This window comes from Flavobacterium piscis (assembly GCF_031457575.1).
Taxonomy (GTDB): domain Bacteria; phylum Bacteroidota; class Bacteroidia; order Flavobacteriales; family Flavobacteriaceae; genus Flavobacterium; species Flavobacterium piscis_A.
The window spans coordinates 24,842-50,684 of sequence record NZ_JAVDWQ010000003.1 but is presented as its reverse complement, the minus strand read 5'-3'; the positions used below and the strand labels follow the sequence as shown (position 1 = coordinate 50,684).

The window sequence follows — 25,843 nt, the reverse complement described above, 5'->3', positions numbered from 1 at the left end:
ATATAAATGTCCGATTCTGAACATCACCATAACATATACAGCCTCCTGTTTTTATACTACAAATAGAAGAAAACCATCTATAATTGGTCTTAACAGACGAATACTTCATTAGACAGATAGAAACGCAGTTTAATCTATGAAAAAGCGTCATACATATATCTTCTTTTTTTTTAAACTGCTTCCCACCTACATTTGACACCATCAAATACGTTTTTTAAGAGTAGAACCAATTCACATAACTTACATTATGAATAATTTAAAAAAAGGAATATTATTCGCGGCAATCATTTCAAATCTGTTTTTCATAAGTTGCAGTAACGATGATGATGATGAAGATTTAATAGGGAACTGGATAAAAAAGTCTGCATTTGACGGACCTGCAAGATCCAGTGCAACCAGCTTTGTTATTGGAGATTATGCATACGTTGCAACAGGATATACAGGAGATGGATATCTAAAAGATTTATGGTCCTACAGTTCGAATGGGGATTATTGGGAACAAAAAGCCGATTTTATTGGAATTGGAAGAAGTTCTGCATCCAGTTTTGAGCTTAACGAAAAAGGATATGTTGGGCTTGGATATGACGGAACTAATAGACTCAGGGATTTTTACCAATATGATCCTGTGAGTAATAGCTGGACACAAAAAGCAGATTTTTCAGGAACAGGACGTTATGCTGCCGTGGGTTTTCAGGCAGGTGGAAAAGCTTTTTTTGGGACAGGCTATGACGGTAATTATCTAAAAGACTTTTACCAATATGATGACACTTCGAATACATGGACAATTGTCAGCGGTTTTAGCGGTAATAAAAGGCGGAATGCTACTGTTTTTGTAATCAATGGAAAAGCTTACTTGGGAACTGGAGTTAATAATGGTACTTATCAGGAAGACTTTTGGGAGTTTGACCCTTCTACTGATATCTGGACAAGAAAACGAGATATTGACAAGGATCAAAATGATGATTACAGCTACAATGATGACTATGCAATAACCCGTTCGAATGCATCTAGTTTTAGCATGAACGGATTAGGATATGTTGTGGGTGGTGAAAGCATAAAAACTGTTTGGGAATACAATCCAACAACTGATCTTTGGAAAGAAAGAACGGCAATGGAAGGGTCTACAAGAACTGACGCAGTAGGTTTTGCAATAAACAATCGCGGTTTCTATATGTTAGGAAGAATAGGATCTACTTATTTTGATGATGCCTGGGAGTTTAAACCACTGGAAGAGCAAAATGACGATGATAATTAATAACTCAAACCCTAAATTCTTCCGGAATAATCTCTGGAGGAATTTACTTTTTTTTATTCTACTTATCCTGCAATTAACAGCTTGTTCAAAAAAAGAAAAATTTCAGGTTGAATCTATAAAAACAACTTCCGGTTGGGGATATACAATTGCAGACGGGCATAAAATTTTAATAAAACAAACCATAATTCCTGCTATTAACGAGACCAAAAGTTTCAATTCTGAGGAGGATGCGCTAAAGATAGCGGGCTTAGTAGTGAAAAAACTCAAACAAAACATATCACCATCTATAACAAAAAAAGATTTAATTTTATTAAAAATAAAAATCTAAAATGAATATAGGTGCTATTAAAAATACTAATTCTAACAAAATTTTATTCCATAGTATAATATGGACTTTTTTTATATTGACTTCATTGATTCAGTTTTACGAAAGTCCATTCAAGATCAATAATGATTTCTACGTACAATGGGCAACTGGAATTGTATTGTTTTATCTGAATTATTTTTATATGGTTCCTGTTTTGCTTTTAGAAAAAAAATATTGGCTGTATTTTTCATTTGTATTTGCTCTAATATTACTTTTTATGGTCATCAGGATTAATTATTTCATGCCTGAATTCAACCATGTACGACCCTCGAATATGCTGCCGCCAAAAATGTTGCCGCCTGATATTTCACAATTTATTAAAGAAGGCAGAAGTTTAAAATTGATAAGTGCACAACAACCTCTATTATTTAAGATAGCTCCATCTTTCTTTTATATTTTAATCATTACCATAAGTGCTATTATAAGAACACTTACAGAGTTTTACAACAATCAGCAAAACAAATTAATTGCCGAAACTCACAGAACCAATACTGAATTGATTTACCTGCGTAAACAAACCAACCCACATTTTTTATTCAACTCTTTAAACAGTATTTATTCCCTGGCACATAAAAAATCTGACTTAGTTCCAGATGCCATCGTTACCTTATCTGAATTAATGCGCTATATGTTATATGAAACTGATAATAAAACGGTGGCTTTAGAAAAAGAAATCAATTACATTCAGAATTACATTAAATTACAAAAACTCCGACTCAACAACATCGAAGATATAGTCATAAATGTTCACGGTGATACCAAAAATAAGTTTATTGAACCCTTGCTACTAATATCATTTGTAGAAAATGCTTTTAAATACGGAACCGATTATAAAGGCGCAGCCCATGTTAAAATCAAGATTTTTATATTGGATAATAATCTGGACTTTCGCATTGAAAATACGATTGAAAATTACGTAAAAGATCCTAATAATTCAGGAATTGGCTTAGTCAACATTAAAAATCGTCTGGATTTACTTTATCCAAACGCACATAAACTTACGACCACACAGGATAATCAATATTATCGTGTGCATTTGAATTTAGAATTAGATAAAATTCAAACAGCAATTAATCAAAACCTATAATTATTATGAAAATTTTAAACCTTAATTAGTTGATTTCAAACTATTTTTGAGCACACCAAAAAAATTAATATCTAATTCAGAACAAATGAAATGTGTAATTATAGATGATGAACCTTTAGCCGTTGAATTATTAGAGGACTTTGTCAACAAAATAGATTCTTTAGAGTTAATAAGCACTTTTAATAATGCAATTGATGCTGTTTCTTTCATTAATCAAACCAATATCGATTTGATTTTTCTGGACATTCAGATGCCACATTTTTCAGGAATTGAATTTTTAAATACCATAGAAAAAAAGCCCTTAATCATTTTTACAACCGCTTATTCTGATTATGCTGTTGAGGGTTTTAATCTTGGTGCTGTTGATTATCTGGTAAAACCAATTCCGTTTCACCGCTTTTTAAAATCGGTTGTACGGGCACAACAAATTTTTAATCCGGCTTCAGCTATTCAGGCGATTTCTGAAAACACAAGTGTGCCGGAACTAGAGCAGGATTTTATGTTTGTGAGAGCTGAATATGAAAACGTAAAAATGAATTTTTCAGATATTCTATTTATAGAAGGTTTAAAAGATTATGTCAAAATTTACACAACAGATAACAAATTTACACTTACCTTAATTAGTTTAATAAAGCTTGAAAATTTACTTTCAAGTAAGGGATTTTCAAGAGTTCACAGATCGTATATCATCAATATCAAACATGTAAAATCAATACAAAAAAACAAGGTTCTGATTAATGATAAACGGATTCCGATTAGTGAAAGCTACAAAAATGCCTTTTTCGAAAAAATTAATCTATAATTTATTCTTCATTTTTAAACCAGCCGGAATACATTACATAATTATTTGAAATACGTTCGATTTCGCCAGCAAAGTCAGACTGATTAATATCTTTTACTTTTCTTGCAGGAACTCCTGCATAAATACTTCCTGAAGTTACAATCGTATTTTGTGTTACAACAGCACCGGCAGCAACAATAGAATTACTTTCTACAATACAATTATCCATTACAATAGCCCCCATACCGATTAAAACATTGTCATGAACTGTACAGCCATGAACAATTGCATTATGTCCAACAGAAACATTATTCCCAATAATAGTAGGATATTTTTGATACGTACAATGGATAATAGCTCCATCCTGAATATTAACCTTGTTTCCAATTTTAATAAAGTTAACATCACCCCGAATAACAGCATTAAACCAAACACTGCAAGAATCTCCAAAAGAAACATCTCCCACAATAGTAGCATTTTCGGCAACATAGCAATCTTCAGGAATTACTGGCGATTTTCCGTTTACAGATTTAATCAGCATAATAAAAAAATTAATTAATAGCGGGACAATCACAGTCGTAACGTTCCTTTTTACAAAACAAATTGATTCCTAAAGTAATTTGGTGATAACCACCTGTATCAAATTTCACATCTCCTGTTACGTTTGAATAGGTATAAGCAAACATGAAATTTTTAAAATTCACTCCTACTAAAGGAGTAATATATTGTAGTTTTTGTGACGCCACTCCACTTCCTGTGCTATATTCTGCTTCATCAAAACTTCTTCGATAGGATAATCCCGCCCATAGGCTTCCAAAATCCATACTCTTGTAAGCTTTTAAGTTAATGTCGATAGATTTTTCTTTTGTCTCATCAAATAACTGAAATAAAACAGATGGCTCCCAGGTAATACTTTCATTTTTACCAAAAACATATCCGGCACTCAATAAAAATTTTCTCAAATTATCAGTTTCATAATCTGTATATAATTCTCTTCTGGTTTCCAAAACCCCCTGGACTGTTGCGTGAGCATAAAAATTCAAATAATTATAGGAAGCACCAAAATCAACATTGAAATAGGAATCATTTTGAATTGAACCAAAAACAATTGGATCGAAAGTCCCTCCAAATTTGGTTTCGTCTAACTGATTCTGAATTAGACCTCCACTAATACCAAAAGAAAGCTGATTTAAATCGAGCTCATCTCTTGAAAACATAATATGATGGGCATAAGTAAGTTTTACTCCCTTTTGCGAATGGTATCCATTTTTATCATTAAAAACAATAATACCTCCTCCTGATCTTTCACCTATTCGTCCATTAAAACTTAATGTTTGCAAAGCAGGAGCATCATCTTGGCCAAACCATTGTTTTCTGGCTGTCAATCTTATTTTGGCACAATTTGCAGCACCGGCCATTGAAGGGTGAATCAAATAATAATTATCTGACAAATAATCCGAATATACCGGAATACCTTCTTGTGAATAAGAATAAAACGAAACGATTATAAAAACAAATAAAATCCTGATTTTCAATTTCATGAAGTTAAATATATTAGACTCTTTTTTTAGATTATTAGGAATTTAACAAAATCAATTACAAAAAGAATCTTAATTATTTCATTAAAAAACCAAATATAGCTATTAGTAGAAAATAACTTTAGTAAATTTGCAAAAAATATACTGTCATGGCAAAAATCACTATAAAAGACACTCAAAACCCGACAATCATAAAATTTGAATTTGAAGATTTCATTACGCAGAATCAAAATTTTGAATTTAAAAACATTGACGAAGCCCAATCATCTCCTTTAGCACAACAATTATTTTATCTTCCGTTTGTAAAAACAGTTTACATTTCTGGAAATTTCATAGCAATTGAGAGATACAGCATTGTAGAATGGGACGATGTAAAAGAGGCTGTAGCGGAACAAATTGAAGCTTTTGTAGACAAAGGTGGTGTAATTATAAATGTTGATGATAGCAAAATAAAAAAACAGCCTATCACAGTTTATGGAGAGACGACTCCTAATCCGTCTGCTTTAAAATTTGTAGTGAGCAGAATGTTGACAAAAAATGCTGTTGAATATAAAAATATTGATCAGACAGCTTCTTCTCCATTAGCAAAGGAATTATTCAAATTTCCATATGTGAAAGAAGTTTTTATTGATGAAAACTACATTTCGGTTACTAAATATGATATTAATGACTGGCAGGAAATCACGCTTGAAGTTAGAACATTCATCAAACAATTTATTGAAAACGGAGGAATTGTCCTGGATGAAAACTTAATTGAAGTAGCCACTAAAAATGACATTACAAAAGATGAAGCTTTTGATAAACTGGATGTTACTTCACAACAAATTATTAATATATTGGAAGAATATGTAAAGCCTGCTGTTGCCGCTGATGGAGGAAATATTGCTTTTGATTCTTATAATGAAGACAATAAAGTTGTAAAAGTAATTTTACAGGGTGCTTGCAGTGGATGTCCCTCATCAACGTTTACTTTAAAAAGTGGTATTGAAAATATGTTAAAAAGTATGCTAAATGATGAGCAAATTACTGTTGAGGCACTTAATGCATAATGACTATAATAATTATATGAAAGCGTCTTAAAGGACGCTTTTTTTAGTTCTATATTTTTTTATAAAAGCATAACATTAATAACTAATGTAAAATAGTTAATATGTATTCTAACCTAATGAATAGTACAACATGGGAGTATTATCATTTTCTGTAAAAGAAATAAGTACAGAAACCAATGACACCAAACCAGCTTATAATACAGTAGTTGATGTTAGTGAAAAAGCAATAACTGATAGTGATGAATAAGAGAAGAAATCTGATCACGATTAAAAATATTTTTTTTTATTAGCAAATCTCTATATTTGCAAAATTAATACACCTTCTCCTTGAGAAGGTTTTTTTATTATTCAAAATCATGACAATTAATCCAGACCAACTAAGTAATTATGCCAATAGATTTATAGACGTATTACTTAATTATTCACCAAAATTAATCTCTGCCTTTTTAATTTTGTTTATTGGTTTATATGCCATCAGATTAATAAACAGAATCATTAGAAAAATAATGGTTAAAAGAAATCTGGACCCTACGTTAACTAAGTTTCTTGCAGATATATTATTATGGGCATTACGCATTTTATTGTTTGTTACCTTTATTTCAAAACTCGGAATCGAAACCTCATCATTTGTAGCAATTTTAGGAGCAATGGGACTAGCTGTTGGTTTATCCCTTCAAGGATCTCTTTCTAACTTTGCCGGCGGAATGTTAATTATTCTTTTCAAGCCATTTAAAGTTGGAGATACTATTGAAGGTCAAGGCATTATTGCTACCGTAGTTGAAATTCAAATTTTTGTGACAAAATTAATTACAGGAAACAATCAGGTTGTTTTTGTTCCAAATGGTGTTTTATCTAATGGCACTATTATTAATTATTCGATGCAGGGCGAACGAAAGGCCGATTTGACTTTTGCAGTTTCATATGATTCAGATATCAAAAAAACGAAGGATGTTCTGTTGGATGTTTTAATCAAAAACCCAAAAGTTCTTAAAAACCCGGCTCCTGAAGTTTTTGTAAAAAATTTAACTGCCAGTTCTGTAGAATTTGCTGTGCGTCCCTGGGCAAAAAACGAAAATTATGGCGCTGTTTTTTCTGAAACCCTTGAAAAGTGCAAAACAGCCTTAGATGAAGCGGGAATTGCAATCCAGCCCTACACACTCCAAAAATAATATTCATTATTTTTTTTTAGAGGTAGTAATCATAAAATCTTTTAAATAATAAGGTTCAAAATAGGCGACATCTACAGTGTCGCTTATTTGATATTTAGCATAACTAATTTTACTCATCTCTTTCGCCGAAGGAAATTTTATACTTTCTAAAAACACAAAATTTGCTTTTGTTAAAATCGGTTTGCATTTTTCGGCACAATCACCTACAAAATAAATAGTTTCTGCATATTCATTAAAAGAATCTTCAGTAATAATTTCAGCCTGTATTTCTCTTTTAGTTTCTAATTTAGGGTTGAAAATTGCACTGTAAACTTCCATACGTCTTGCATCAAGCATAGGAACAATTAAACCGTCTTCTACACTTGCCTGAGAAGCTAATATCTGTAAAGTGTCTATAGCAATTAGCGGAATGTTTAATGCATAACATAATCCTTTTGCTGCCGAAACACCTATTCGTAAACCTGTATAAGAGCCTGGTCCCTGACTTACGGCAACGGCAACTAAATCATGAACATTAATTTCAGCTTCTATAATTGCTTCTTCAATAAAAACGTGTAATTTTTCGGCATGCGAATACCCTTCTTCTGCAATTTCTTTACATAAAATTGTTTCGCCATTTCTGGCTATTGCAACTGAACAATTTTTTGTTGCTGTTTCGATATTGAGAATAAAAGACAATGTATTTATTTTTAAAAGTTATATTTTAGAGAACTGATTATTTCTTCGTTGTATCTGCTTTTTTAAGTTTCACTTTGTCTCCTGAATTCAGTTCCTTTGAGACTGTTGTATATGGCCCTGTAATTACTACGTCACCTGGCTGTAACCCTGACATAACTTCAATATTCGTATCGTCCTGAATTCCTGTTTTAATGATTCTGATTTTTGCCTTATCTCCTACTTTTACAAAAACACATTCAAATTTCTTGTCATTTTTTGGAGTATCTTTTTTATCTGCAGCCGGATCGTCTACTTTAAATTCTTTTACTGCTGTTGTATCTGATTTTACCACAACAGCACTAATTGGCACTGCCAGAACATTTGGTTTTATATTTGTAATAATATCAACAGTAGCAGTCATTCCTGGCCTGAATGGTGAATACGCGGTTGGTTTCCCTTCTAACAAATCCTGGTATGACTCTTTTAGAATTCTAACTTTTACCTTAAAATTAGTTACCTGGTCTGATGTTAAAGTACTGCTGGCTGAATTAGAAATACTGGTTACAATTCCTTTAAACTTTTTCTTCAGATAAGCATCAACTTCAACATTGGCTTCATCTCCAATTTTAATTTTTACGATATCATTTTCGTTTACATCAACTTCAACTTCCATATTATTTAGGTTCGCCACTCTTAAAAGCTCCGTTCCTGCCATTTGTTGTGTTCCTAAAACGCGCTCTCCCAATTCTACATTCAATACTGAGATCGTTCCATCCGCAGGAGCATAGATGGTTGTACGCCCCAGGTTGTCTTTTGCTTCATTTACAGTTGCCACTGCACTTTGAACTGTGTAATATGCATTTTGCTTGGTTGCTTTGGCTACTTCAAAAGAAGCAATCGCTTTGTCCCAATCAGATTTAGAAATCACTCCTTTATCATACAACGTCTTATTTCGGTCGTAATTTGCCTTCGCTTCTTTAAACGAAGCTTCAGACTGACTTAAACCTGCTTTTGTTCCCGATAAATTAGACACAGAACGATTGTAGCTTGAGGTGTATAAATCCGGATTTATCTTAACCAATAAATCTCCTTTTTTCACAACCTGTCCTTCTTTTACATTTAATAAAGTGATTTCTCCTGAAACTTCCGGTGAAATTTTAACTTCAATCTCAGGTTGTATCTTACCCGTTGCAGAAACCGTTTCAATAATTGTTGAAGCTGTAACTTTTGATATTTCAACTTCTTTTCCTTCATCCTTATTTCCTATTACTCCCGATTTCGAAAGACCTATCAAAGCAGTGATAATGACAATTGCCCCACCTACTAAGAAATAAATTGTTTTTTTTGACATAATAATCTAGTTTTTTATAATTGGAACAATTGGAATTCCGAAGTAGAATTCAAGTATTTTAATTTTAAAAATATAATCGTATTTGGCTCTTATAATATCGGATTGTGCATTTGTTAACAATGTCTGAGCCTGTGTAAAATCAAATGAATTCATCAAGCCTACATCATACTTTTCTTTAGCATAATTATACGCCTGCTGTCTTGCTTCTAAAGTAACAACAGAGGATTCATAAGCATTTAAAGCTCCATTTGCATCCGTAAAAGCCGTATAAACATTACGCTGCAAATCTAAACTTTTTTGCTCTAAATCAATTTTAGATCTTTCTAAACTTACTCTATTACGCTCAACATTATTTTTTGTGGAAAATCCATTAAAAATGGGAACCGATAATTGAAAACCGAAATTATGTCCTTTATTATCACTAAACTGAGTTAAAACAGGATCTGGTCCTCTATAAATTAAGTTACCATTAATATCTGTTGTAATCCTATCGCTATAACTAGCACTCGTTCCAAAAGAATAAAAACCTGTAAGTGTTGGCAGATAAGCCCCTCTTGCAATAAGTACATTTTTTTCTGAAATTTCTAAATTTGTTTGTGCTATTTTTAATTCAGTTCTTATTTCTTTAGCCTTATTGTAAATATCAACTGGATTTTGTGCCATAATATTATTTTCGTCCTGAAGATTTGTATCATCAATTACATCAAAATCTGTAAATTCCTTCAGCTGTAAAAGCTGAGCCAGACTTAATTTTGAAATTAACAGACTATTTTCTGCAATAATAATCGCTTGTTTATCAGTAGCAACTGTAGCTTTTAAATCAAATAAATCACCACGCGGAATAGTCCCTGCATTTACCATTTCTTCTGAACGTGCAAATCGTTTTTCATCAATCGCTAATTGTTCTTTTTTTACTTTTAAGTTTTCTTTATTAAATAGAATCTCTAAAAAAGCATTTGCAACATTAAGAGCAATATCCTCCTGCATTTTAACTAATTGATATTGTGATGCAATAATAGAAAGTTTTGTTCTTCTGTAGGTATTCTGATTTTGCAATCCTTTAAAAATATCTACTCCCGCATTAACACCCAATGATGTATATTGTGTAGTTTGTGTAGTTTGTGTAGATGCGATATTAGTAACCGGATTAACGTTCAAACCAATATTCCAGGAATGAGAAGCACTACCGTTTACAGATGGTAAATAATTACCAAATGCATCTTTTTTATCAATTGCTGCATTTTTAACATCTAACTCCGATAGCTTAATCGTGATATTATTATCCAATGCATATCTTACACACTCTTCCAAAGTCCATTGTTTAGATTGTGCTGAGCCTGACAACCCAAATGCCATAACGATCACAAAAACAAGACTATTATATTTATTTATTTTCATATATTTTGAATCAAAGCATAGCAGAAAACACTATACAAATTTAACATTTTTTAAAACCAAAAAAACTCATTTTAATTAGGAATTATTTTTTATGCTCTTCATTAATCAGACCCTGATTCCATATTTTAATCTTATCAGAAGCTTTAATTCCGCTTTTAACATAAACATAAATTCCGTCACTAACACCTAAGGTCAAATCTTTCCTTTGAAATTTCTGAGGAGCTGTTTCAATCTCTACATAAGGCTTTTGTGTTTTCTTATCAAATTGAACCAGAGATTCCTTGATTGCCAAAACTTTATCTGCTTTTTCTAAAATAATAGAAGCATTTGCACTTAACCCGGCTCTGATAAATGTAGCATCCCTGTTTTGCAAGGAAGCTTTAATCTCGAACTGAATTGCACCATTTTCAGTTACCCCTTTTGGGGCTATATATGTTAAGACAGCTTCAAATTTTTTGTTTTCGATAGCACCAACGGTAATTTCAATTGCCATTTTTTCTTTGATTTTCCCTACTTCCGATTCATCGATTTTACCCACAAAAATCATTCTTCCAACATCTGCAACACTAGCAATGGTAGTACCTTCATTAAAATTATTACTTTCAATAACCTGATTTCCTACTTTTACCGGAACATCTAATACCATTCCGTTTACTGTAGAACGTATCAAAGTATTTGCATAACTTCCTAATGACGATGTAGTCCCGGTTTTTACAATATCCAAACTTTGTTTCGCAGACAAATAATTTTGTTTCGCCTGTTTGTAAGCCAGTTGTGCAGCATCAAAATCATTAGCAGAAATTACATCTTTTTCAAATAATGTTTTTTGTCTTTGATATAATTTTTCCTGATTGTCTAAAGCAATTTTAGCGGTTTGCACTTGATTTTGTGTACTGCTTACATTAGAGACATTGGCTACAACTCTAATTTTGGCAATCATATCTCCAGCTTTGATTTTCTCGCCTGCTTTAATGTAAACCTGTTCGATAATACCCGAGATGTTTGGTTTGATAAGTACTTCTTCATCCGGCTGAATGTTACCTGTAGCGATTGTATTTTTTACAATCGTTTTAATTTCTGCTTTCTCTGTTTTAAATACAATTGGCGATTCTTGATTTTTTGCATACAAATAATATAATGCGCCAAAGAAAACTATAGCAATAAAAATTAAAATGGTTACGGTTACTCCTTTTTTCATTTTGTTTTAGTTTAATCGATTATTTTGATTGATAATTTATTCTGTTCGCAAAGCATCTACAGGCTTTACATTGATTGCTGTTTGTGCCGGAATAAATCCTGCGAGTAAACCTGACCCAACTAATATTAATAAGGCAACAAATACAACCCCTAAATCTACACTTGGATTTGCAAACATAGTATCGTTTCCGGACGGCATAGAATCTAATGCTATATTTAGAAGCGCGATGAGTGCGGTAGCAAAAGCAATCCCGGACATACCTGAAATAATAGTTAGGAATATCGATTCTGATAAAATTTGTCCGCGTATGGCTGCCGGCGTTGCACCCAATGCTCTCCGTATCCCTATTTCTTTTGTACGTTCTTTAACTACAATAAGCATAATGTTTGAAATTCCGATCACACCTGAAATAAGAACCAAAGTTCCTACAAAATAAGCAATGATTTTTAAAATACTAAACAAACTTTGCACTTTATTAAACTGTTCATATAAATCAAAATTACCAACGGCCCTGTCATCTGCAGGATTTACAGAATGTAGTGCCTTAATTAATTCTAAAATTTTTGGTTTTAATGCTGTAATAGACATTTCATCTCTAGCAGTCAGCGCCATCCATCCTACTTTGTCGCCATAATTAAAAGCTTGTTGAAAAGTAGTAAACGGAATAAAGATATTTTTTTGTTGCTGCTCTGCATTTCCTCCTTGTTGTTTAGAATTATAAACCCCAACAACCATAAAATTAATACCGTTAATTTTTACATACGAGCCTATTGCTTCTTCTTCTTTCCCATAAAGCTCACTGATAACAGCCTTACCAATCACGGCAACTTTTCTTCTCTCAAGAATATCCTGCTGATTTACAAAACGTCCTTTTATGATATCCATAGGTTGCTGCTTGATCAACTCCGGATAATCACCATAAATGGTAAAAGAAGAAGTCTTTGTACCGCGAACCACATTATTGGTTCCGTTAAAATCACCTAATTGATTTCTTGGCGAAACATATAATAAATCCGGAAACGCTTCTTTTAAAGCCATTACATCACTATTCCTAAAATCATACTTTCGCATTTTTGGCAATCCTTTATAAGCTTTTGATGTTGTCTGGCTCCACATAAACATTGTATTTGTGGCTATCCCATCAAAACCTTTTTTTACTCCGTTTTCCAGACCTTTACTTGCAGCAAGCAAAATTACCAGAATGAATATTCCCCAAAACACCCCAAACGCAGTTAAGATTGTCCTGAAAACATTAGCTGTTAAAGCCTGTAAAATTTCGTCCCAATTATCTTTATTAAACATAATTATTCGTCTCTAAGTGCTACAATAGGTTTTATTTTGGCCGCCCTGTAAGCTGGGAAAAATCCTGCCAATGCTCCTGCAAATACCAGCAAAACCAGTGTAGTCAAAGCCACACTAAAATCTACCTCAGGGTTTCTAAAATATTCGCTCTGAACCATCGGCCCCACAAACTCTAACAATAGCAGGCTTGCCAATAAACCTGAAAAACCAGCGATAGTGGTAATAAAAATTGATTCGTGAAGTATCATGGAAATTATAGAAAACGGCGATGCCCCTAAGGCTTTACGAATACCTATTTCTTTTGTTCTCTCTTTTACAATGATAAGCATGATATTACTTACACCTACCACTCCAGCAATTATGGTAAAAATGCCGACCCACCAAAAAAACAATCGTATGTACAAATTCAGATCATAAAACTGTTTTGCATCTTTTACAGAATTATAGGCATTTATTCCACCGTCATCATCCGGAGCTACTACATTTTTGCTTTTTAGTAAATTTTTTAAATCCTGAGTAAATTTTTCAGATTGTGCCAAAGCTTCATCATAGTCATTTGTCTTTTTTAAAGTAAAAAACAAATTACTAATTTTATCTCCCCCTCCAAAAGTCCTTTGCACAGTAGTTTTAGGTAAATAAGCCCTTGCTTCCTCTCTTTCTCCTCCCGGATCTGTAAAGACCCCTATTACTTTAAAATTAATATTGTTAATTAAAATTTCTTTTCCAAGTGCATCATTATCTTTAAACAAATCGGTCTTTATTTTCATTCCAATTGTAGCAACTTTTTCATTATTGTGTAAGTCTTTACTATTTACAAATCTGCCCCGAACTATAACTACATTTTCTATTGCTCCATAATCAGGGTCAACCCCTCTATACTGATAACTTCCAGATTCTTTCCCGTATGAAAATGAAGCTCCCCAAAAATTAAAGGTTGAAGCTCTTAAATCTAATTTATCATCAAATTTCTGAACAGATTGCGAATAATCGCTATTACGAAACTGAATTTGTCTTCCCGGATTCAATCCTTTGTATTCTTTTGTTGTAGTCCCTGACCAAACCTCAATGATTCCCGCAGCATCACGTTCAAATTGCTTCTCAATTCCGTTTTGAAGTCCTTTACCTGCCCCAAGCAAAATCACTAAAATAAAAATACCGGAAGCCACAGAAATACCAGTAAGAAGTGTTCTTAACCTGTTTTTAGAAATGGCTTCGAATATTTCCTGCCAACGCTCAATGTTAAACATAAGATGAAGCTCTAACTTGTTCTACCCTTTTATCATCTATAATTAATCCGTCTTTCAGGACTACATTCCTTTTGCACATTGCGGCAATATCCGGCTCATGGGTAACGATTAAAATTGTTTTTCCTTCATCATTAATTCCCTGAATAAGTTCCATAACCTCATAGGAAGTTTTAGTATCTAAAGCCCCCGTTGGCTCATCTGCCAAAAGCACTTTTGGGTTTGAAGCCAAAGCCCTTGCAATTGCTACACGCTGTTTTTGACCACCTGAAAGCTCATTGGGTAAATGGTGCGAATGTGAACCCAAACCAACTTTCTCCAAATATTTCATTGCAATTTCGTATCGTTCTTTTCTTTTAACTCCTTGATAGTATAACGGCATTGCTACATTATCAAGGGCAGTTTTATAATTTATTAAATTAAATGACTGAAAAACAAATCCTAAAAATTTATTTCTGTACCGGGATGCGATTGTTTCATTAAGATTCTTTATAGGTGTTTTGTCTAAAATATAACTTCCCGAATCTGCTTCATCCAAAATTCCTAAAATATTAAGCAACGTAGATTTTCCTGAACCGGAAGACCCCATTATAGCAACCAACTCCCCTTCTTTTATATCAAAATTAATTCCTTTTAACACATGTAATTGAGAACTTCCCATTTTATAGGATTTGTGTAAATCTTTGATTTCGATCATAATACTGTTAAATTTTAAAACAATAATAACATTTTTATTACGCCTTTCATGTAAAAAAAAGTTAATAATTTTGATTTCACTCTTTTGAATAAGACTACTTTATTAACTTTTTGTTACAGTTTTTTAAAAGAATATAATTGTTTTCTTAATTTTACACACTTAATATTCTTCCTGATGAAATTTTCTTCTTTCACGTTTCTTTTCATAACATTAACATTCTTGGTAAGTTGTTCAACTTCTCAAAAATTAGCCACTTTAAAACCTGAGCCTGACGATGCAAGTCCTTTAGTTTACGAAAGCAATCCGTCATTTATCAATTTACCTGTCACAGTAAAACTAAAAGACATTGAAAATCAGACTAATCTACTTTTAAATGGCTTGATCTATGAGGACAATATTATTGAAGATGATGATATTGAGATAAAAATATGGAAGCAGGCACCAATAAAAATACAAAATGATGCTTCAAATCCGGACAAGAAAATAAAAACTATTTTGCCTCTAAAAGCTTTTATAAAATATAGAATTGGCACAAAAAAGCTAGGCGTTGAACTTTACGACACTCGTGAATTTAATTTAAACGGAATTATAACCTTATCCAGTGAAGTTGCCTTGACTAATTGGAAACTAAATACTAAAACCGAATTTAAATCTCTGGATTGGAACGAAAGCCCAACAATGATTGTATTCGGAAAAAACATGCCCATTACTTATTTAGTAAATCCTGCCATATCTATTTTTAAATCAAACATTGAAAAGAAAATTGATGAAGCGATTGAAAAATCAATGGACTTTAAGCCTAATGTCTTATCTGCGTTAGAAAAAATTTGCACGCCATTCCAAATGAGTGACACATACGAAAGCTGGTTACGAATTGTTCCGCTAGAAGTGTATACCACTACTGCAAAAGTTAAAAAAGATCAGTTTTTATTAGACATGGGAATGAAATGCAATATGGAAACCATTATCGGCAAACAACCCGAAACTAAATTTAATCCCACAAAAATAGTTTTAAAACCTGTAACTAAAATTCCAAATCAGATTACTACAAATATTGCTGCTATTTCGAGTTATATTGATGCATCAAAAATCATGACGAAAAATTTCTCAGGACAGGAATTTGGTTCAGGGAGTAAAAAAGTTACCGTAAAAAATGTTGAAATCTGGCATAAAGACGGAAAAATGGTAATTGCATTAGATGTCTTAGGCTCAGTAAACGGAACAATTTATTTAAACGGATTTCCGCAATACAATCCTCAAACGAAAGAAATTTATTTTGACAAACTTGATTATGTACTAGACACTAAAAGCAAATTAATGCGAACAGCTAGTTGGCTGGCTCAAGGTTTAATCTTAAAGAAAATACAGGAAAGCTGCCGCTATTCGATACAACCTAACTTAGAGGAGGGCAAAAAAAGCATGGCAGCGTATTTAAAAAATTACTCTCCGTTGCCAGGGGTTTTTGTTAACGGAAAAATGGAAGATATTCAGTTTGATAAAATTCAACTGACCAATCAGGCTATTATTGCTTTTATAAAAATAAACGGAACTGTAAATGTTTCAGTTGACGGATTGAAATAGAATCAAAAGAAGCAATACTAATACTCTGCTTTCTTCTTTTTAGATTGGTACATTCTGTAGATCAAAACTCCTATAATTGCTACTAGTAAATAAGGAACTACCATTAAATATACAATTCCGTCATTTACGGCTTCCGCTTTTTTTATATTTGATTCGCCGGCTAAAGCAGCACGACACATAGCGCATTGTGCATTGCCAATAAGAGAAAAGAATAAAGAGAAAAAAATAAGGACATACTTTATCCGAACAAAATTTCTATTTTCTCCAATTGTTTTTTGCTTTTTGTTCTTTGTTCTTTGTTCTATTTTAAACATAATATGGAGAAATCATTAGGTACACCACTACCCCAGTTACGGCAACATACAACCAAAGTGGAAATGTTATTCTTGCAATTTTTTTATGCCTGTCAAATCTTTGTGCCAAAGCTCTCACGTAAGTAATTAATACCAACGGAATAATAGCAACCGATAACAAAATATGTGTTAGCAAAATAAAGAAATACACATAACGAATAGCCCCTTCCCTACCAAATTTAGTAGAATCAGCAGTCATATGATACGCAACATACATCACCAAAAATGCCACTGAAAGTGCAATCGCAAAAGTCATTAACCTTTCGTGCAGCTTAAGCTTTCCTTTTTTTACAGCCATGACAGCCCCAATTAAAACAAGGGCTGTAATGCCATTTGTTGCAGCATAAATAGGCGGTAAAAACGACAAAGGCTCTACGTTTATACCAAAATCTTTTAATTTTATTCCAAATAAAATAGCCACTACTGTAGGAATTACGATCGAAACTATAATGATATACTTATTATATTTTTTTTCTAATGAATTGTCTTCCATCTTATTCTTCTAATAATATTTTTATGTCTTGCTGAATATCCCTTACTCCTTTTTTATCCAAACCGTCATAGTATAAAATTGGGTTTCCAAAATCATCTTTCCGACAACGAATCATTCCGTTTTTATCAATTAAGGCAAATAAACCGGAATGTTCAAAACCTCCGTTTACTTTGGCATTTTCACCCGCATATAGGTTAAATCCTTTGTTTGATAAATTCATAATGGTTGCTTTATCACCCGTTAGAAAATTCCATTTCGATGATTTTACACCTAATGCTTTAGCATGATCTTTCAAAACCTGAGGTGTATCATGTGCCGGATCTATAGTAATTGAGACAATTCCAAAATTAGGGTTTCCAAAAAAGGTTTTCTCAATTTCAAGCATACTCAGATTCATCTTTGGACAAATTGACGGACAGGTAGTGAAAAAGAACTCCAATACATATACTTTTCCTTTATAATCTTCATTTGAAACTTTGATATTATCCTGATTGGTCAATTCAAATTCAGGAGCTAAACCAATCGTTTCTAATTTAGCTGAACCTGAGCCTTTCAAACCAACATTATCCAAACGATTTCCCTTAATTATGTCATCATTTTTTATTCTGTTCACGATTTTTGGGACAGCATAGATTCCAAAAATTAAAATAATAAACGAAATTCCGATATATGATTTATTTTTAAACATTACAGTTGAAATTTAAAGTTGTTTGGAAGCGTTATGATTTTTTTTAAGAGCTGCACGATATTCATATAAAATAATTTTAAAATCATCTAACATCTCATTACTCAGTTCAGATGGGTGAAAAGTATTATACCCTTCTTTGTACTCCTCTTTTTGGTCTTTGTTCTCTCCTTTCCTTCCACGCAGATTACGTTTTTTATCAACGATGTAAACATACGAGGTTCCTAAATTTTCATCAAGTTTTCCTTTTAATTGTAACTGATCATAAAATGTTTTAATTTCTTCGGGAGAAGCAAAGACAAAATTCCATCCTGAAACATCTGTGAATGGCGTCAAAGCATCAATTACTTTCTGGGCTTTTTGCTCTGTTCCTATTGGGGAAAGGATTACAAATTGAAGATCTTCAAATCCGTGATAACGTTTGTAAATTTTTTCATTCAGATTAAAATAATTGCCGCGATTCTTTAGGATATCAGAACCTGAAAAACCCAAAACTGTTATTTTCTTATCTAAAGTAACATTTTCTCCATTTAGGGATTTCCAATTACCAAAATCCTTAATTTCAGGAGTAATTACTGGTAATGTTGTAAAACTGTTCACCCCAGAAGCAAAAAATAAATACGCTACAATTGGCAGAACAAAAAGTATAAAGAGAACTATATTTTTTTTCATTATAGAATGGGAAGTTAATGAGGTACAAAAATAAAAAAAGCTCCGTTAAACGGAGCCTCTTTTCGAATTAATATGATGTTAAAAATTCCATTTGATAGTAGAATCTTTAAAAACCCCATAAATATAATGTCCTTCTGTCAGAAGAATAAATAATAAATATAAAACCAGAAAGATAACTGTTGATACAACAGACCATCTCAAACCGCTTGTTTCACCTTCCATGTGCATAAATGCCCATACTATATAATATGCTTTTACTATTGTAAGTATGTAAAAGATCCAGTTTAACAGATTTAAACCGATGAAAAAGTTGAACTCTAATGATTCCGGCTTAAGAATACCTAATATAACTTCTACTGTAGTTACAAGTGATAGCAATCCAAAAACAAACCAGATTCTTTTTGTATTTGATACGTGTTCGTGTGACATAATAAATAAATCTAAAAATTAAACTAAGTAGAAAACTGTAAATACAAATACCCAAACCAAATCTACGAAGTGCCAGTATAAACCAACTTTTTCTACCATTTCGTAACTTTTTCTTTTTTCGTAAGTTCCTAACAACACATTAAAAAATATAATGATATTGATGATAACTCCCGAAAACACGTGGAATCCGTGGAATCCTGTTATAAAGAAAAAGAAATCAGCAAATAATTTACTTCCGTATTCGTTTCTAACCAGGTTTGCACCCTCTACTACATATTTAGCCTGCCCCAAACGAGTTTCTGACTCTTCTCTTGACAATACTGTTTTTTTCTTCTTGGCAGTTAAAACTTCTGTTCTGATTAATAAATCAGGATGTGCCTTAAAACCTGCCTGAACTTCAGCAACTGTGTACGTTGGTAAAGACTGGGCATCTTCCATAAACCAGGACGTTTTGCTTCTGCTCAAAGCTTCTCTTTGCTCCGGTAATTTCACAGCAAAATCAGCAAGAGCAACACGATGGCCTTCTTTATCTACAAACTGTAACAAACTACCTCCTGAAGTTTCTACTGCCCCATATTCACCTTTAATGAAATTTTTCCATTCCCAAGCCTGAGAACCTACGAATATAAAACCTCCAATAATAGTTAAAAACATATAAACTGCTACCTTAGTTTTTTTCATGTGGTGTCCTGCATCAACAGCCAAAACCATTGTTACAGATGAAAAAATCAAAATAAAAGTCATTAGGGCTACATAGTACATTGGAGCCGAAACACCGTGCATAAATGGAAAGTGAGTAAACACTTCATCAGCCAAAGGCCAAGTTTCAATAAATTTAAACCTAGAAAAACCATAAGCTGCTAAAAATCCAGAGAACGTTAAGGCATCTGATACGATAAAAAACCACATCATCATTTTTCCATAACTTGCTTTTAATGGCTCATTGCCGCCTCCCCAAGTTTTTTCTTCGTTATTTGCAGTAGTAACTGTCGCTTCCATAAAAGATATTCGTTAAAAAGTTCCCAAATTTACGTTTTTTTCTTATTTAAAGAAATATAAAAATAAAAATAAATAAACCCACAATAAGTCTAGAAAGTGCCAATACATTGCACCTAGTTCTATACCAAGAGTTTGAGTCGAATTGTATTTTTGTTTAAAATGATTATAAATTACAATTAAAAGTGAAATTACTCCACCAGCTAAGTGCAATAGGTGTGTAACGGTTACAACATACAGAAAAGTGGTAGTAATCGAACTGCCCTCTCCTGTAAAATAATAGCCACTTTTTACAATTTGTCCAAATCCGACAAATTGCAAAACCACAAATAAAACTCCTAATGCCAAAGTTGCCAAAAGAAAACCTGTTGTTGCATTTCTGTTATCTTTTTGAATCGCTTTTTTTGCCAGATAAAAAGTAACACTGCAACCAATTATAACTACTGTACTTAAATAGAAGGCGGTTGGCAGTTCAAAATTCTTCAACCAGTCTGCCCTGGATTTACTTACTACAAAAGCGCTTGTAAGTCCCGCAAACATCATAGTCATACTTACCATTGCGAATAACAAAATCAGTTTTGCAGATTTTGCCTTTCTTAATTGTTCTTCTCCTTTTGTCATTGTCATTTCCATAAATAACTATCTTAAAAATTTATCAACTATAAAAACCAATTGTAATAATGAAATATACGAAACACTAACCAACATCAATGTTCTGGCTGCTTTAGGTGTTCTTAGCTGATACAAACGAACTGCGAAAAAAAGCATCCATAATCCTAATAAAAATACCAAAATAGCAGCAATTGGTGTAATATACAATTGCCCTGTATATCCTAAGACTGGTAATAACGATGCTCCGATAAGCCAAACAGTATATAAAATAACCTGCAATGCAGTACCATTATCTTTTTTTCCGGTTGGAAGCATAAAAATCCCTGCTTTTTCATAATCTTCATATAAAAACCAGCCAATTGCCCAAAAATGTGGAAACTGCCAAAAAAACTGAATCAAAAACAAGGTTCCGGCTTCAATACCAAAATCACCCGTAGCTGCCACCCATCCTAACATAAAAGGGATTGCACCAGGAAATGCACCCACAAAAACCGACAACGAAGTTACCGTTTTTAAAGGCGTATAAACACTTGTATATAAAAATATTGAAATCGCAGCAAACATTGCCGACTTTGGATTGATTGTATAAAGTAATACAATACCAATAATCGTTAACAAACTGGCGACTAATAAAGCTATTTTTGGAGACATTCTACCAGAGGGAACCGGACGGTTTTTAGTTCGGTTCATCAAGGCATCAATATCTTTTTCAATCACCTGATTAAAAGCATTTGAAGCGCCCACCATACAATAACCTCCTATGGATAAAACAATCAAAACACTCCATTTGAAGGGATGATCGTCATTAACACCCAATAAATAACCCGCAATTGAAGAAAACAAAACACTAATTGCCAAACCAGCCTTAGTAATTTCCTTAAAGTCGAGAAATATGGATTTTAATGAAAATGTATTTTGTGTAGCGTTCAATACGATTATTATTAGTCTGTTTTTTTAAGTGGTGCAAATGTACAAATTAGATTATAGAATTTAAACCTATAAAATTAGAATTTTTCAAATAATACCTTATAAAATAAGGACTTTGCAAATCCTCTTCTGTATTATTTCGAAAAATCTTATTAAATAGATTAATAATCAAAATACCAATTAAAAATATCCGCACGAAATCCTAAACTGAACCAAGTTGTATTTTGTTTAAAAGTAGTGGCTGTATTTTGTGTCGGATCAAAGTTTCTATAAATAAAACTTCCGAACAATTTTAGGTTAGTTGCCGGATTCACTAAGTACCCTGCCTGAATGTCTGCAATAAAAATATTAGTTTTATTTCCCTGCCCGGTTTTTACCCCTGTATCAGCAAAACGTTCCTCATCATAATCCCTGTAAATATCGCCTCCATAATTAGAATTAGCTCCGGAATTACTAAAATCCAAACCACGAGTTCCTGTAGTAAATTTGGCATCTGCAAAATAACGCCCTTTGTGATATCTTCCAATTGCAACAAGTTCTTTAAAATTGCCTCCCCATTGATGCCCTAAACTTTGATTATTATGACCGTAGTTTGTAATAATTGCACTATGAGAATACACATATGGACGTACATGGTTATATTCTAATTGCAGTAATAGATTATCAACTTTAAAAGCATTATAATATTTAGCCCCTAACTGATAACCAAATTTATTTTTCCAGCTATTATCGCCTCCTTTTACATCTCCAAACGAAAATTCATCAATTAAAAGTTGCCCATATAAATTGATCTGATTGTTCCATTTGTATTTAGCAGACATTCCTAAAAGGGCATTTCCGCTTCGTGAAGAAGAAGCAAACTCAACAGAACGATAAAAAATAATTGGATTTACAAAATTAACATCGAAACCTCTGTTATTAGTATCTGTCCAGACTACCGATTCAAAAAATCCAAGATTTAATTTATTGGAAACATTCCAACTTAAATAATGATTGGCCATATATTTTGAAGCATAAGTTCTGTCAATTGTGACTTCAGGACGAACATCCTTGAGCCACATATACGTATTGGTATATTTTATTTTCCAAAAAGTGGTGTTAATTTTAAAATACGGGTACGGACTTGCTCCATCACTTTCTAAAAGAGACCGGTAACCATCTCCTATAAAATTTCTTCCGTAACCCAATTGCAAATCAAAAAACTTACTTGGTGCATACGTAATATTTGCTTCTGCTAAAGGAAAATCATAGGAATCAGTTTTAAATCCTTTGGCAATTCCCATACCTGGAATAATGGCAGGATTACCTCCGGAAGGCGGTATAGATTCTGCATAATCATTAAAATAACCTGCAAATCTTCCCTGACTTTCAAAAATTGTAGTCGTAAAATTAATTTGTTTTCCCAAGCCTCCTCTAAAATTGATTGCCCGTGTATTTACATAAGTATAAGAGGCATCGATATCAGAAGCTTTTCCGAGTTGCAAATCAACAATTGGATTTAATGACAGCCAATAATCTTCACCCTGAATCTGAACCATATTTTCGTTCCAAAATTTCCTTCCCAACCAGCCTGAAGCCTTTTTTTGAAGCGATTCGTTTACGGCTTTCAAATTATAATATTTAGAAACCTCAGCATAAGTATAAGGTTTGGATGCTGTATGATTATTGCTTCCAACCTGATTCATTACACCGTCAAACTGTGCGTAATAACTATGAGAAAACGGAATATTCAAATGACTTTCGAACTCGGGATTATTGTATTTTTTATACACAATACTATCCAACTCTGTCATTGGTTTCTCTACAGGCTTTAAAATTTCAGCCGCAGCTAAAGCTTCTGAAGCAATTTGTTCAGAACTTTTTAAAGGCAATTCAATGGAAATAGTATATTTGGAATAGGTAGGTGTTCCATTATAAGTTGATGGTTTAATTTTTGGGAATTTTCCAAAAACACGCTTAGTTTCCTGATACAATTCATCGTTAATTACATTTATGTACAGCACTTTGAATTCTCCATTTACATCCACTTCAAAAAGAACCTTTGCTTCTCCTTTATAATTACTTTGTTTTAAAGTTTCCGGGATTTCAAAATTATGATATACAAAATCCTGAACTTCTCTATAAAAACAATTTTCTAAACTTTTAGATTCAAGGTTCTCACAAGTTGGAAAAACAGGGAACTGCTCAGAAGCAAATCCAGGCTTGATTGAGGTTTTGTTAGTTTCCTGTGAAAAAACAAACAAAGAAGATAATGCCAGACTGAAAGTTAAAAAACTTTTATTTAGAATAATTTGAGTTCTCATTTAATATTGATTTGTGGTATTTTCTCCGTTTGCAATATTTTTAGCAGCCGAAGTTCCGATACGTTTAACTCCTAAACGAATCATCTCTATTGCTTCATTATATGATTTAATTCCTCCTGCAGCTTTTACCGGTAAAGGGGATACATTTTCCAGCATCATAATAATAGCCGGAATTGTCGCACCGTTTGGTAAATTATTTTGTGTTTCATAAAATCCTGTTGATGATTTTACAAAAACAGAAGCGTAATCTTCTTCTTTGAAATTCGTTATAACAATATTTTTAATCAAAGTCGAAAGCTGAATAATTTCTTTATTATTTAAGGCCGCCACCTCTATAATCCATTTTACGGTTTTATTACTGGCTAAGCCAATTTGCGTTGCTATTAGAATTTCCTCTTTTACTAAGTCAGTTTCACCATTTTTAAAAGCAGTATAATTGCAGACAAAATCCAAATCATCTGCACCGTTTTCAATTGCCTGATTTGCTTCTTTAAGTTTGGTCTCAATATCCGATTTCCCTTCCGGAAAATCAATTACAGTACCAATAAGCAAATTGGAATTCGCCATTAAAATCATTTCTTTTGCCAAAGCAACTTTTTCCGGCCGGATCATAATCAGTTTAAAACCTTCCTGAATAGCTTCGAAAATGGCATTTTTTACTACAATATCATTTTCTTCTTCAGAAAGACCCGCCTGATCAGCCGTTTTTAAATAAGTGGAATCTAAATATTGTTTGATATTCATGATTATACGTTACATCTGATTGTGGCAAAAATACATTTTAAAATCTAAAAACAAGAACCTTAAAGCTGTTGATTTTATTGCAATAAAAAACCCACCAAGGTGGGAATTTTTATAGTACTATATCTTATCTATTTGCTTTTTGAAGGCGATTGCTATAAAAATAGCTGCTGTAGCACCAATTGTGTTTGATAAAATATCTCCTACATCCGAGGCTCTCGTTAAAGTAAAAACCCCTTGTAGAATTTCGATCGTGATTCCGAAAAAAACAGAAAAAATAAAAGAAACCAAATATGCCTTATAATCATCTGCCGTTTTACCTTTAAGTTCTTTTTTAAAAAACAACACCCAGGAAAACGTAAATCCAAAATGAAAACAAAAATGTACAATTTTGTCAATACTCGGAAAATTTACTGCCGGTATATTGCTTGAATCTGTAAGGCAGAAATAAGTTATAATTCCTGAACAGATAATCGCCCAAAGAAGCAAAAGTTGTTTAGGCACCGATAAGTTGTTTATAAGCCTCGTCAGATAATAATGAATCTACTTCTGATGCATTGGCAATTTTTATTTTAATCATCCATCCCGCTCCGTATGGATCAGAATTTACTGTTTCAGGCGTACTTTCCAGACTATCATTAAAAGCAATTATTTCTCCTGTTAACGGCAAAAACAAATCTGAAACTGTTTTTACAGCTTCAACTGTTCCAAAAACCTCATCTTTATCAAGTGTCTGATCTAAAGTTTCTACTTCAACATACACGATATCCCCTAACTCTTTTTGAGCAAAATGAGTAATTCCAACTGTTGCAACATCTCCTTCGATGCTAACCCATTCATGATCTTTTGTGTACTTTAAATTTGCCGGTATGCTCATAATACTATGTTTGAAAATTGATAATTGAATTTTTAAGCCACAAATGTAACAATCTTCTAATGAAATATGGTTTAGAATCCC

Annotated in this window: 28 protein-coding genes; 7 read left to right on the top strand and 21 right to left on the bottom strand. The window is 32.7% G+C overall.

Annotation, left to right across the window (positions count from 1 at the left end):
• Window positions 1–247: 247 nt before the first annotated feature.
• The 4 genes from J2W48_RS05580 (at window position 248) to J2W48_RS05565 (ending at window position 3,511) form a co-directional block, all read left to right on the top strand.
• Window positions 248–1,255, top strand: a complete 1,008-nt coding sequence (locus J2W48_RS05580) for a Kelch repeat-containing protein (RefSeq protein WP_310279236.1) — start codon at window positions 248–250, stop codon at window positions 1,253–1,255.
• Window positions 1,203–1,583: a DUF4907 domain-containing protein gene (locus J2W48_RS05575; RefSeq protein WP_310279234.1), complete on the top strand. Its 381-nt coding sequence runs from the start codon at window positions 1,203–1,205 to the stop codon at window positions 1,581–1,583. The genes J2W48_RS05580 and J2W48_RS05575 overlap by 53 nt, the downstream gene beginning before the upstream one ends.
• Window position 1,584: 1 nt before the next feature.
• A complete protein-coding gene (locus tag J2W48_RS05570; RefSeq protein ID WP_310279232.1) occupies window positions 1,585–2,709 on the top strand; it encodes a sensor histidine kinase in 1,125 nt (374 codons plus the stop codon).
• 85 nt (window positions 2,710–2,794) lie between these two features.
• Window positions 2,795–3,511 (top strand): LytR/AlgR family response regulator transcription factor, encoded by a 717-nt coding sequence (locus tag J2W48_RS05565; protein ID WP_310279230.1) that lies wholly within the window; start codon window positions 2,795–2,797, stop codon window positions 3,509–3,511.
• Between the two features lies 1 nt (window position 3,512).
• Here J2W48_RS05565 and J2W48_RS05560 read toward each other — a convergent pair whose 3' ends face one another.
• A complete protein-coding gene (locus tag J2W48_RS05560; protein ID WP_310279228.1) occupies window positions 3,513–4,031 on the bottom strand; it encodes a gamma carbonic anhydrase family protein in 519 nt (172 codons plus the stop codon).
• Between the two features lie 10 nt (window positions 4,032–4,041).
• Window positions 4,042–5,031: a PorP/SprF family type IX secretion system membrane protein gene (locus J2W48_RS05555; RefSeq protein ID WP_310279227.1), complete on the bottom strand. Its 990-nt coding sequence runs from the start codon at window positions 5,029–5,031 to the stop codon at window positions 4,042–4,044.
• 146 nt (window positions 5,032–5,177) lie between these two features.
• Here J2W48_RS05555 and J2W48_RS05550 point away from each other — a divergent pair, with 146 nt between their 5' ends.
• Together J2W48_RS05550 and J2W48_RS05545 are read left to right on the top strand one after the other, a co-directional pair.
• Window positions 5,178–6,077: a NifU family protein gene (locus tag J2W48_RS05550; RefSeq protein ID WP_310279225.1), complete on the top strand. Its 900-nt coding sequence runs from the start codon at window positions 5,178–5,180 to the stop codon at window positions 6,075–6,077.
• A gap of 356 nt (window positions 6,078–6,433) precedes the next feature.
• Window positions 6,434–7,246 (top strand): mechanosensitive ion channel family protein, encoded by an 813-nt coding sequence (locus J2W48_RS05545; protein ID WP_310279223.1) that lies wholly within the window; start codon window positions 6,434–6,436, stop codon window positions 7,244–7,246.
• A 6-nt stretch (window positions 7,247–7,252) separates the two neighbouring features.
• On the opposite strand, the gene tsaB is transcribed toward J2W48_RS05545, so the two are convergent.
• The 7 genes from tsaB to J2W48_RS05510 form a co-directional block, all read right to left on the bottom strand.
• Window positions 7,253–7,924 (bottom strand): tRNA (adenosine(37)-N6)-threonylcarbamoyltransferase complex dimerization subunit type 1 TsaB, encoded by a 672-nt coding sequence (gene tsaB, locus J2W48_RS05540; RefSeq protein WP_310279221.1) that lies wholly within the window; start codon window positions 7,922–7,924, stop codon window positions 7,253–7,255.
• A 37-nt stretch (window positions 7,925–7,961) separates the two neighbouring features.
• Window positions 7,962–9,254: an efflux RND transporter periplasmic adaptor subunit gene (locus tag J2W48_RS05535; protein ID WP_310279220.1), complete on the bottom strand. Its 1,293-nt coding sequence runs from the start codon at window positions 9,252–9,254 to the stop codon at window positions 7,962–7,964.
• Window positions 9,255–9,260: 6 nt separating this feature from the next.
• Window positions 9,261–10,652, bottom strand: a complete 1,392-nt coding sequence (locus J2W48_RS05530; protein WP_310279218.1) for a TolC family protein — start codon at window positions 10,650–10,652, stop codon at window positions 9,261–9,263.
• An 82-nt stretch (window positions 10,653–10,734) separates the two neighbouring features.
• Window positions 10,735–11,850: an efflux RND transporter periplasmic adaptor subunit gene (locus J2W48_RS05525; protein WP_310279216.1), complete on the bottom strand. Its 1,116-nt coding sequence runs from the start codon at window positions 11,848–11,850 to the stop codon at window positions 10,735–10,737.
• 36 nt (window positions 11,851–11,886) lie between these two features.
• On the bottom strand, window positions 11,887–13,152 hold the full coding sequence (locus tag J2W48_RS05520) for an ABC transporter permease (RefSeq protein ID WP_310279214.1): 1,266 nt from the start codon (window positions 13,150–13,152) through the stop codon (window positions 11,887–11,889).
• Between the two features lie 2 nt (window positions 13,153–13,154).
• A complete protein-coding gene (locus J2W48_RS05515; protein WP_310279212.1) occupies window positions 13,155–14,399 on the bottom strand; it encodes an ABC transporter permease in 1,245 nt (414 codons plus the stop codon).
• Window positions 14,392–15,093: an ABC transporter ATP-binding protein gene (locus J2W48_RS05510; RefSeq protein WP_310279210.1), complete on the bottom strand. Its 702-nt coding sequence runs from the start codon at window positions 15,091–15,093 to the stop codon at window positions 14,392–14,394. The genes J2W48_RS05515 and J2W48_RS05510 overlap by 8 nt, the downstream gene beginning before the upstream one ends.
• Window positions 15,094–15,267: 174 nt before the next feature.
• Here J2W48_RS05510 and J2W48_RS05505 point away from each other — a divergent pair, with 174 nt between their 5' ends.
• Window positions 15,268–16,674 carry a DUF4403 family protein gene (locus tag J2W48_RS05505; protein ID WP_310279207.1) on the top strand — a complete coding sequence of 469 codons (1,407 nt, stop codon included), beginning with the start codon at window positions 15,268–15,270 and terminating at the stop codon, window positions 16,672–16,674.
• A gap of 17 nt (window positions 16,675–16,691) precedes the next feature.
• On the opposite strand, the gene J2W48_RS05500 is transcribed toward J2W48_RS05505, so the two are convergent.
• The 12 genes from J2W48_RS05500 to gcvH all read right to left on the bottom strand — a co-directional run bounded on the left by J2W48_RS05500 (window position 16,692) and on the right by gcvH (window position 25,762).
• The gene (locus tag J2W48_RS05500; RefSeq protein ID WP_310279205.1) at window positions 16,692–16,988 is read right to left on the bottom strand and encodes a hypothetical protein; all 297 of its coding nucleotides are present in this window, start codon (window positions 16,986–16,988) and stop codon (window positions 16,692–16,694) included.
• Window positions 16,981–17,520: a DUF420 domain-containing protein gene (locus J2W48_RS05495; RefSeq protein ID WP_310279203.1), complete on the bottom strand. Its 540-nt coding sequence runs from the start codon at window positions 17,518–17,520 to the stop codon at window positions 16,981–16,983. Before J2W48_RS05495 ends, J2W48_RS05500 begins: the two co-directional genes overlap by 8 nt.
• 1 nt (window position 17,521) lies before the next feature.
• The gene (locus J2W48_RS05490; protein ID WP_310279201.1) at window positions 17,522–18,208 is read right to left on the bottom strand and encodes an SCO family protein; all 687 of its coding nucleotides are present in this window, start codon (window positions 18,206–18,208) and stop codon (window positions 17,522–17,524) included.
• A gap of 12 nt (window positions 18,209–18,220) precedes the next feature.
• The gene (locus tag J2W48_RS05485; RefSeq protein WP_310279199.1) at window positions 18,221–18,877 is read right to left on the bottom strand and encodes a hypothetical protein; all 657 of its coding nucleotides are present in this window, start codon (window positions 18,875–18,877) and stop codon (window positions 18,221–18,223) included.
• Window positions 18,878–18,955: 78 nt separating this feature from the next.
• Window positions 18,956–19,306: a cytochrome C oxidase subunit IV family protein gene (locus J2W48_RS05480; RefSeq protein WP_310279197.1), complete on the bottom strand. Its 351-nt coding sequence runs from the start codon at window positions 19,304–19,306 to the stop codon at window positions 18,956–18,958.
• Between the two features lie 18 nt (window positions 19,307–19,324).
• The gene (locus J2W48_RS05475) at window positions 19,325–20,305 is read right to left on the bottom strand and encodes a cytochrome c oxidase subunit 3 (protein ID WP_310279195.1); all 981 of its coding nucleotides are present in this window, start codon (window positions 20,303–20,305) and stop codon (window positions 19,325–19,327) included.
• 42 nt (window positions 20,306–20,347) lie between these two features.
• Window positions 20,348–20,935, bottom strand: a complete 588-nt coding sequence (locus J2W48_RS05470; RefSeq protein WP_310279193.1) for a cytochrome c oxidase subunit 3 — start codon at window positions 20,933–20,935, stop codon at window positions 20,348–20,350.
• A gap of 6 nt (window positions 20,936–20,941) precedes the next feature.
• Window positions 20,942–21,844, bottom strand: a complete 903-nt coding sequence (cyoE, locus tag J2W48_RS05465; RefSeq protein ID WP_310279192.1) for a heme o synthase — start codon at window positions 21,842–21,844, stop codon at window positions 20,942–20,944.
• 158 nt (window positions 21,845–22,002) lie between these two features.
• Window positions 22,003–24,144, bottom strand: a complete 2,142-nt coding sequence (locus J2W48_RS05460) for a gliding motility protein RemB (protein ID WP_310279191.1) — start codon at window positions 24,142–24,144, stop codon at window positions 22,003–22,005.
• The gene (gene deoC / locus J2W48_RS05455; protein ID WP_310279189.1) at window positions 24,145–24,888 is read right to left on the bottom strand and encodes a deoxyribose-phosphate aldolase; all 744 of its coding nucleotides are present in this window, start codon (window positions 24,886–24,888) and stop codon (window positions 24,145–24,147) included.
• A 117-nt stretch (window positions 24,889–25,005) separates the two neighbouring features.
• Window positions 25,006–25,389: a VanZ family protein gene (locus tag J2W48_RS05450; protein ID WP_310279187.1), complete on the bottom strand. Its 384-nt coding sequence runs from the start codon at window positions 25,387–25,389 to the stop codon at window positions 25,006–25,008.
• Window positions 25,382–25,762, bottom strand: coding sequence for a glycine cleavage system protein GcvH (gene gcvH, locus J2W48_RS05445; RefSeq protein WP_310279185.1), 381 nt, complete (start codon window positions 25,760–25,762; stop codon window positions 25,382–25,384). The genes J2W48_RS05450 and gcvH overlap by 8 nt, the downstream gene beginning before the upstream one ends.
• Window positions 25,763–25,843: the final 81 nt, after the last annotated feature.

Bases quoted from the DNA above. Each gene is read 5' to 3' on its own strand.
- J2W48_RS05580 (WP_310279236.1), top strand. From the start codon at position 248: ATGAATAATTTAAAAAAAGGAATATTATTCGCGGCAATCATTTCAAAT.
- J2W48_RS05575 (WP_310279234.1), top strand. From the start codon at position 1,203: ATGATGCCTGGGAGTTTAAACCACTGGAAGAGCAAAATGACGATGATA.
- J2W48_RS05570 (WP_310279232.1), top strand. From the start codon at position 1,585: ATGAATATAGGTGCTATTAAAAATACTAATTCTAACAAAATTTTATTC.
- J2W48_RS05565 (WP_310279230.1), top strand. From the start codon at position 2,795: ATGAAATGTGTAATTATAGATGATGAACCTTTAGCCGTTGAATTATTA.
- J2W48_RS05560 (WP_310279228.1), bottom strand. From the start codon at position 4,031: ATGCTGATTAAATCTGTAAACGGAAAATCGCCAGTAATTCCTGAAGAT.
- J2W48_RS05555 (WP_310279227.1), bottom strand. From the start codon at position 5,031: ATGAAATTGAAAATCAGGATTTTATTTGTTTTTATAATCGTTTCGTTT.
- J2W48_RS05550 (WP_310279225.1), top strand. From the start codon at position 5,178: ATGGCAAAAATCACTATAAAAGACACTCAAAACCCGACAATCATAAAA.
- J2W48_RS05545 (WP_310279223.1), top strand. From the start codon at position 6,434: ATGACAATTAATCCAGACCAACTAAGTAATTATGCCAATAGATTTATA.
- J2W48_RS05535 (WP_310279220.1), bottom strand. From the start codon at position 9,254: ATGTCAAAAAAAACAATTTATTTCTTAGTAGGTGGGGCAATTGTCATT.
- J2W48_RS05530 (WP_310279218.1), bottom strand. From the start codon at position 10,652: ATGAAAATAAATAAATATAATAGTCTTGTTTTTGTGATCGTTATGGCA.
- J2W48_RS05525 (WP_310279216.1), bottom strand. From the start codon at position 11,850: ATGAAAAAAGGAGTAACCGTAACCATTTTAATTTTTATTGCTATAGTT.
- J2W48_RS05520 (WP_310279214.1), bottom strand. From the start codon at position 13,152: ATGTTTAATAAAGATAATTGGGACGAAATTTTACAGGCTTTAACAGCT.
- J2W48_RS05515 (WP_310279212.1), bottom strand. From the start codon at position 14,399: ATGTTTAACATTGAGCGTTGGCAGGAAATATTCGAAGCCATTTCTAAA.
- J2W48_RS05510 (WP_310279210.1), bottom strand. From the start codon at position 15,093: ATGATCGAAATCAAAGATTTACACAAATCCTATAAAATGGGAAGTTCT.
- J2W48_RS05505 (WP_310279207.1), top strand. From the start codon at position 15,268: ATGAAATTTTCTTCTTTCACGTTTCTTTTCATAACATTAACATTCTTG.
- J2W48_RS05500 (WP_310279205.1), bottom strand. From the start codon at position 16,988: ATGTTTAAAATAGAACAAAGAACAAAGAACAAAAAGCAAAAAACAATT.
- J2W48_RS05495 (WP_310279203.1), bottom strand. From the start codon at position 17,520: ATGGAAGACAATTCATTAGAAAAAAAATATAATAAGTATATCATTATA.
- J2W48_RS05490 (WP_310279201.1), bottom strand. From the start codon at position 18,208: ATGTTTAAAAATAAATCATATATCGGAATTTCGTTTATTATTTTAATT.
- J2W48_RS05485 (WP_310279199.1), bottom strand. From the start codon at position 18,877: ATGAAAAAAAATATAGTTCTCTTTATACTTTTTGTTCTGCCAATTGTA.
- J2W48_RS05480 (WP_310279197.1), bottom strand. From the start codon at position 19,306: ATGTCACACGAACACGTATCAAATACAAAAAGAATCTGGTTTGTTTTT.
- J2W48_RS05475 (WP_310279195.1), bottom strand. From the start codon at position 20,305: ATGGAAGCGACAGTTACTACTGCAAATAACGAAGAAAAAACTTGGGGA.
- J2W48_RS05470 (WP_310279193.1), bottom strand. From the start codon at position 20,935: ATGGAAATGACAATGACAAAAGGAGAAGAACAATTAAGAAAGGCAAAA.
- J2W48_RS05460 (WP_310279191.1), bottom strand. From the start codon at position 24,144: ATGAGAACTCAAATTATTCTAAATAAAAGTTTTTTAACTTTCAGTCTG.
- deoC (WP_310279189.1), bottom strand. From the start codon at position 24,888: ATGAATATCAAACAATATTTAGATTCCACTTATTTAAAAACGGCTGAT.
- gcvH (WP_310279185.1), bottom strand. From the start codon at position 25,762: ATGAGCATACCGGCAAATTTAAAGTACACAAAAGATCATGAATGGGTT.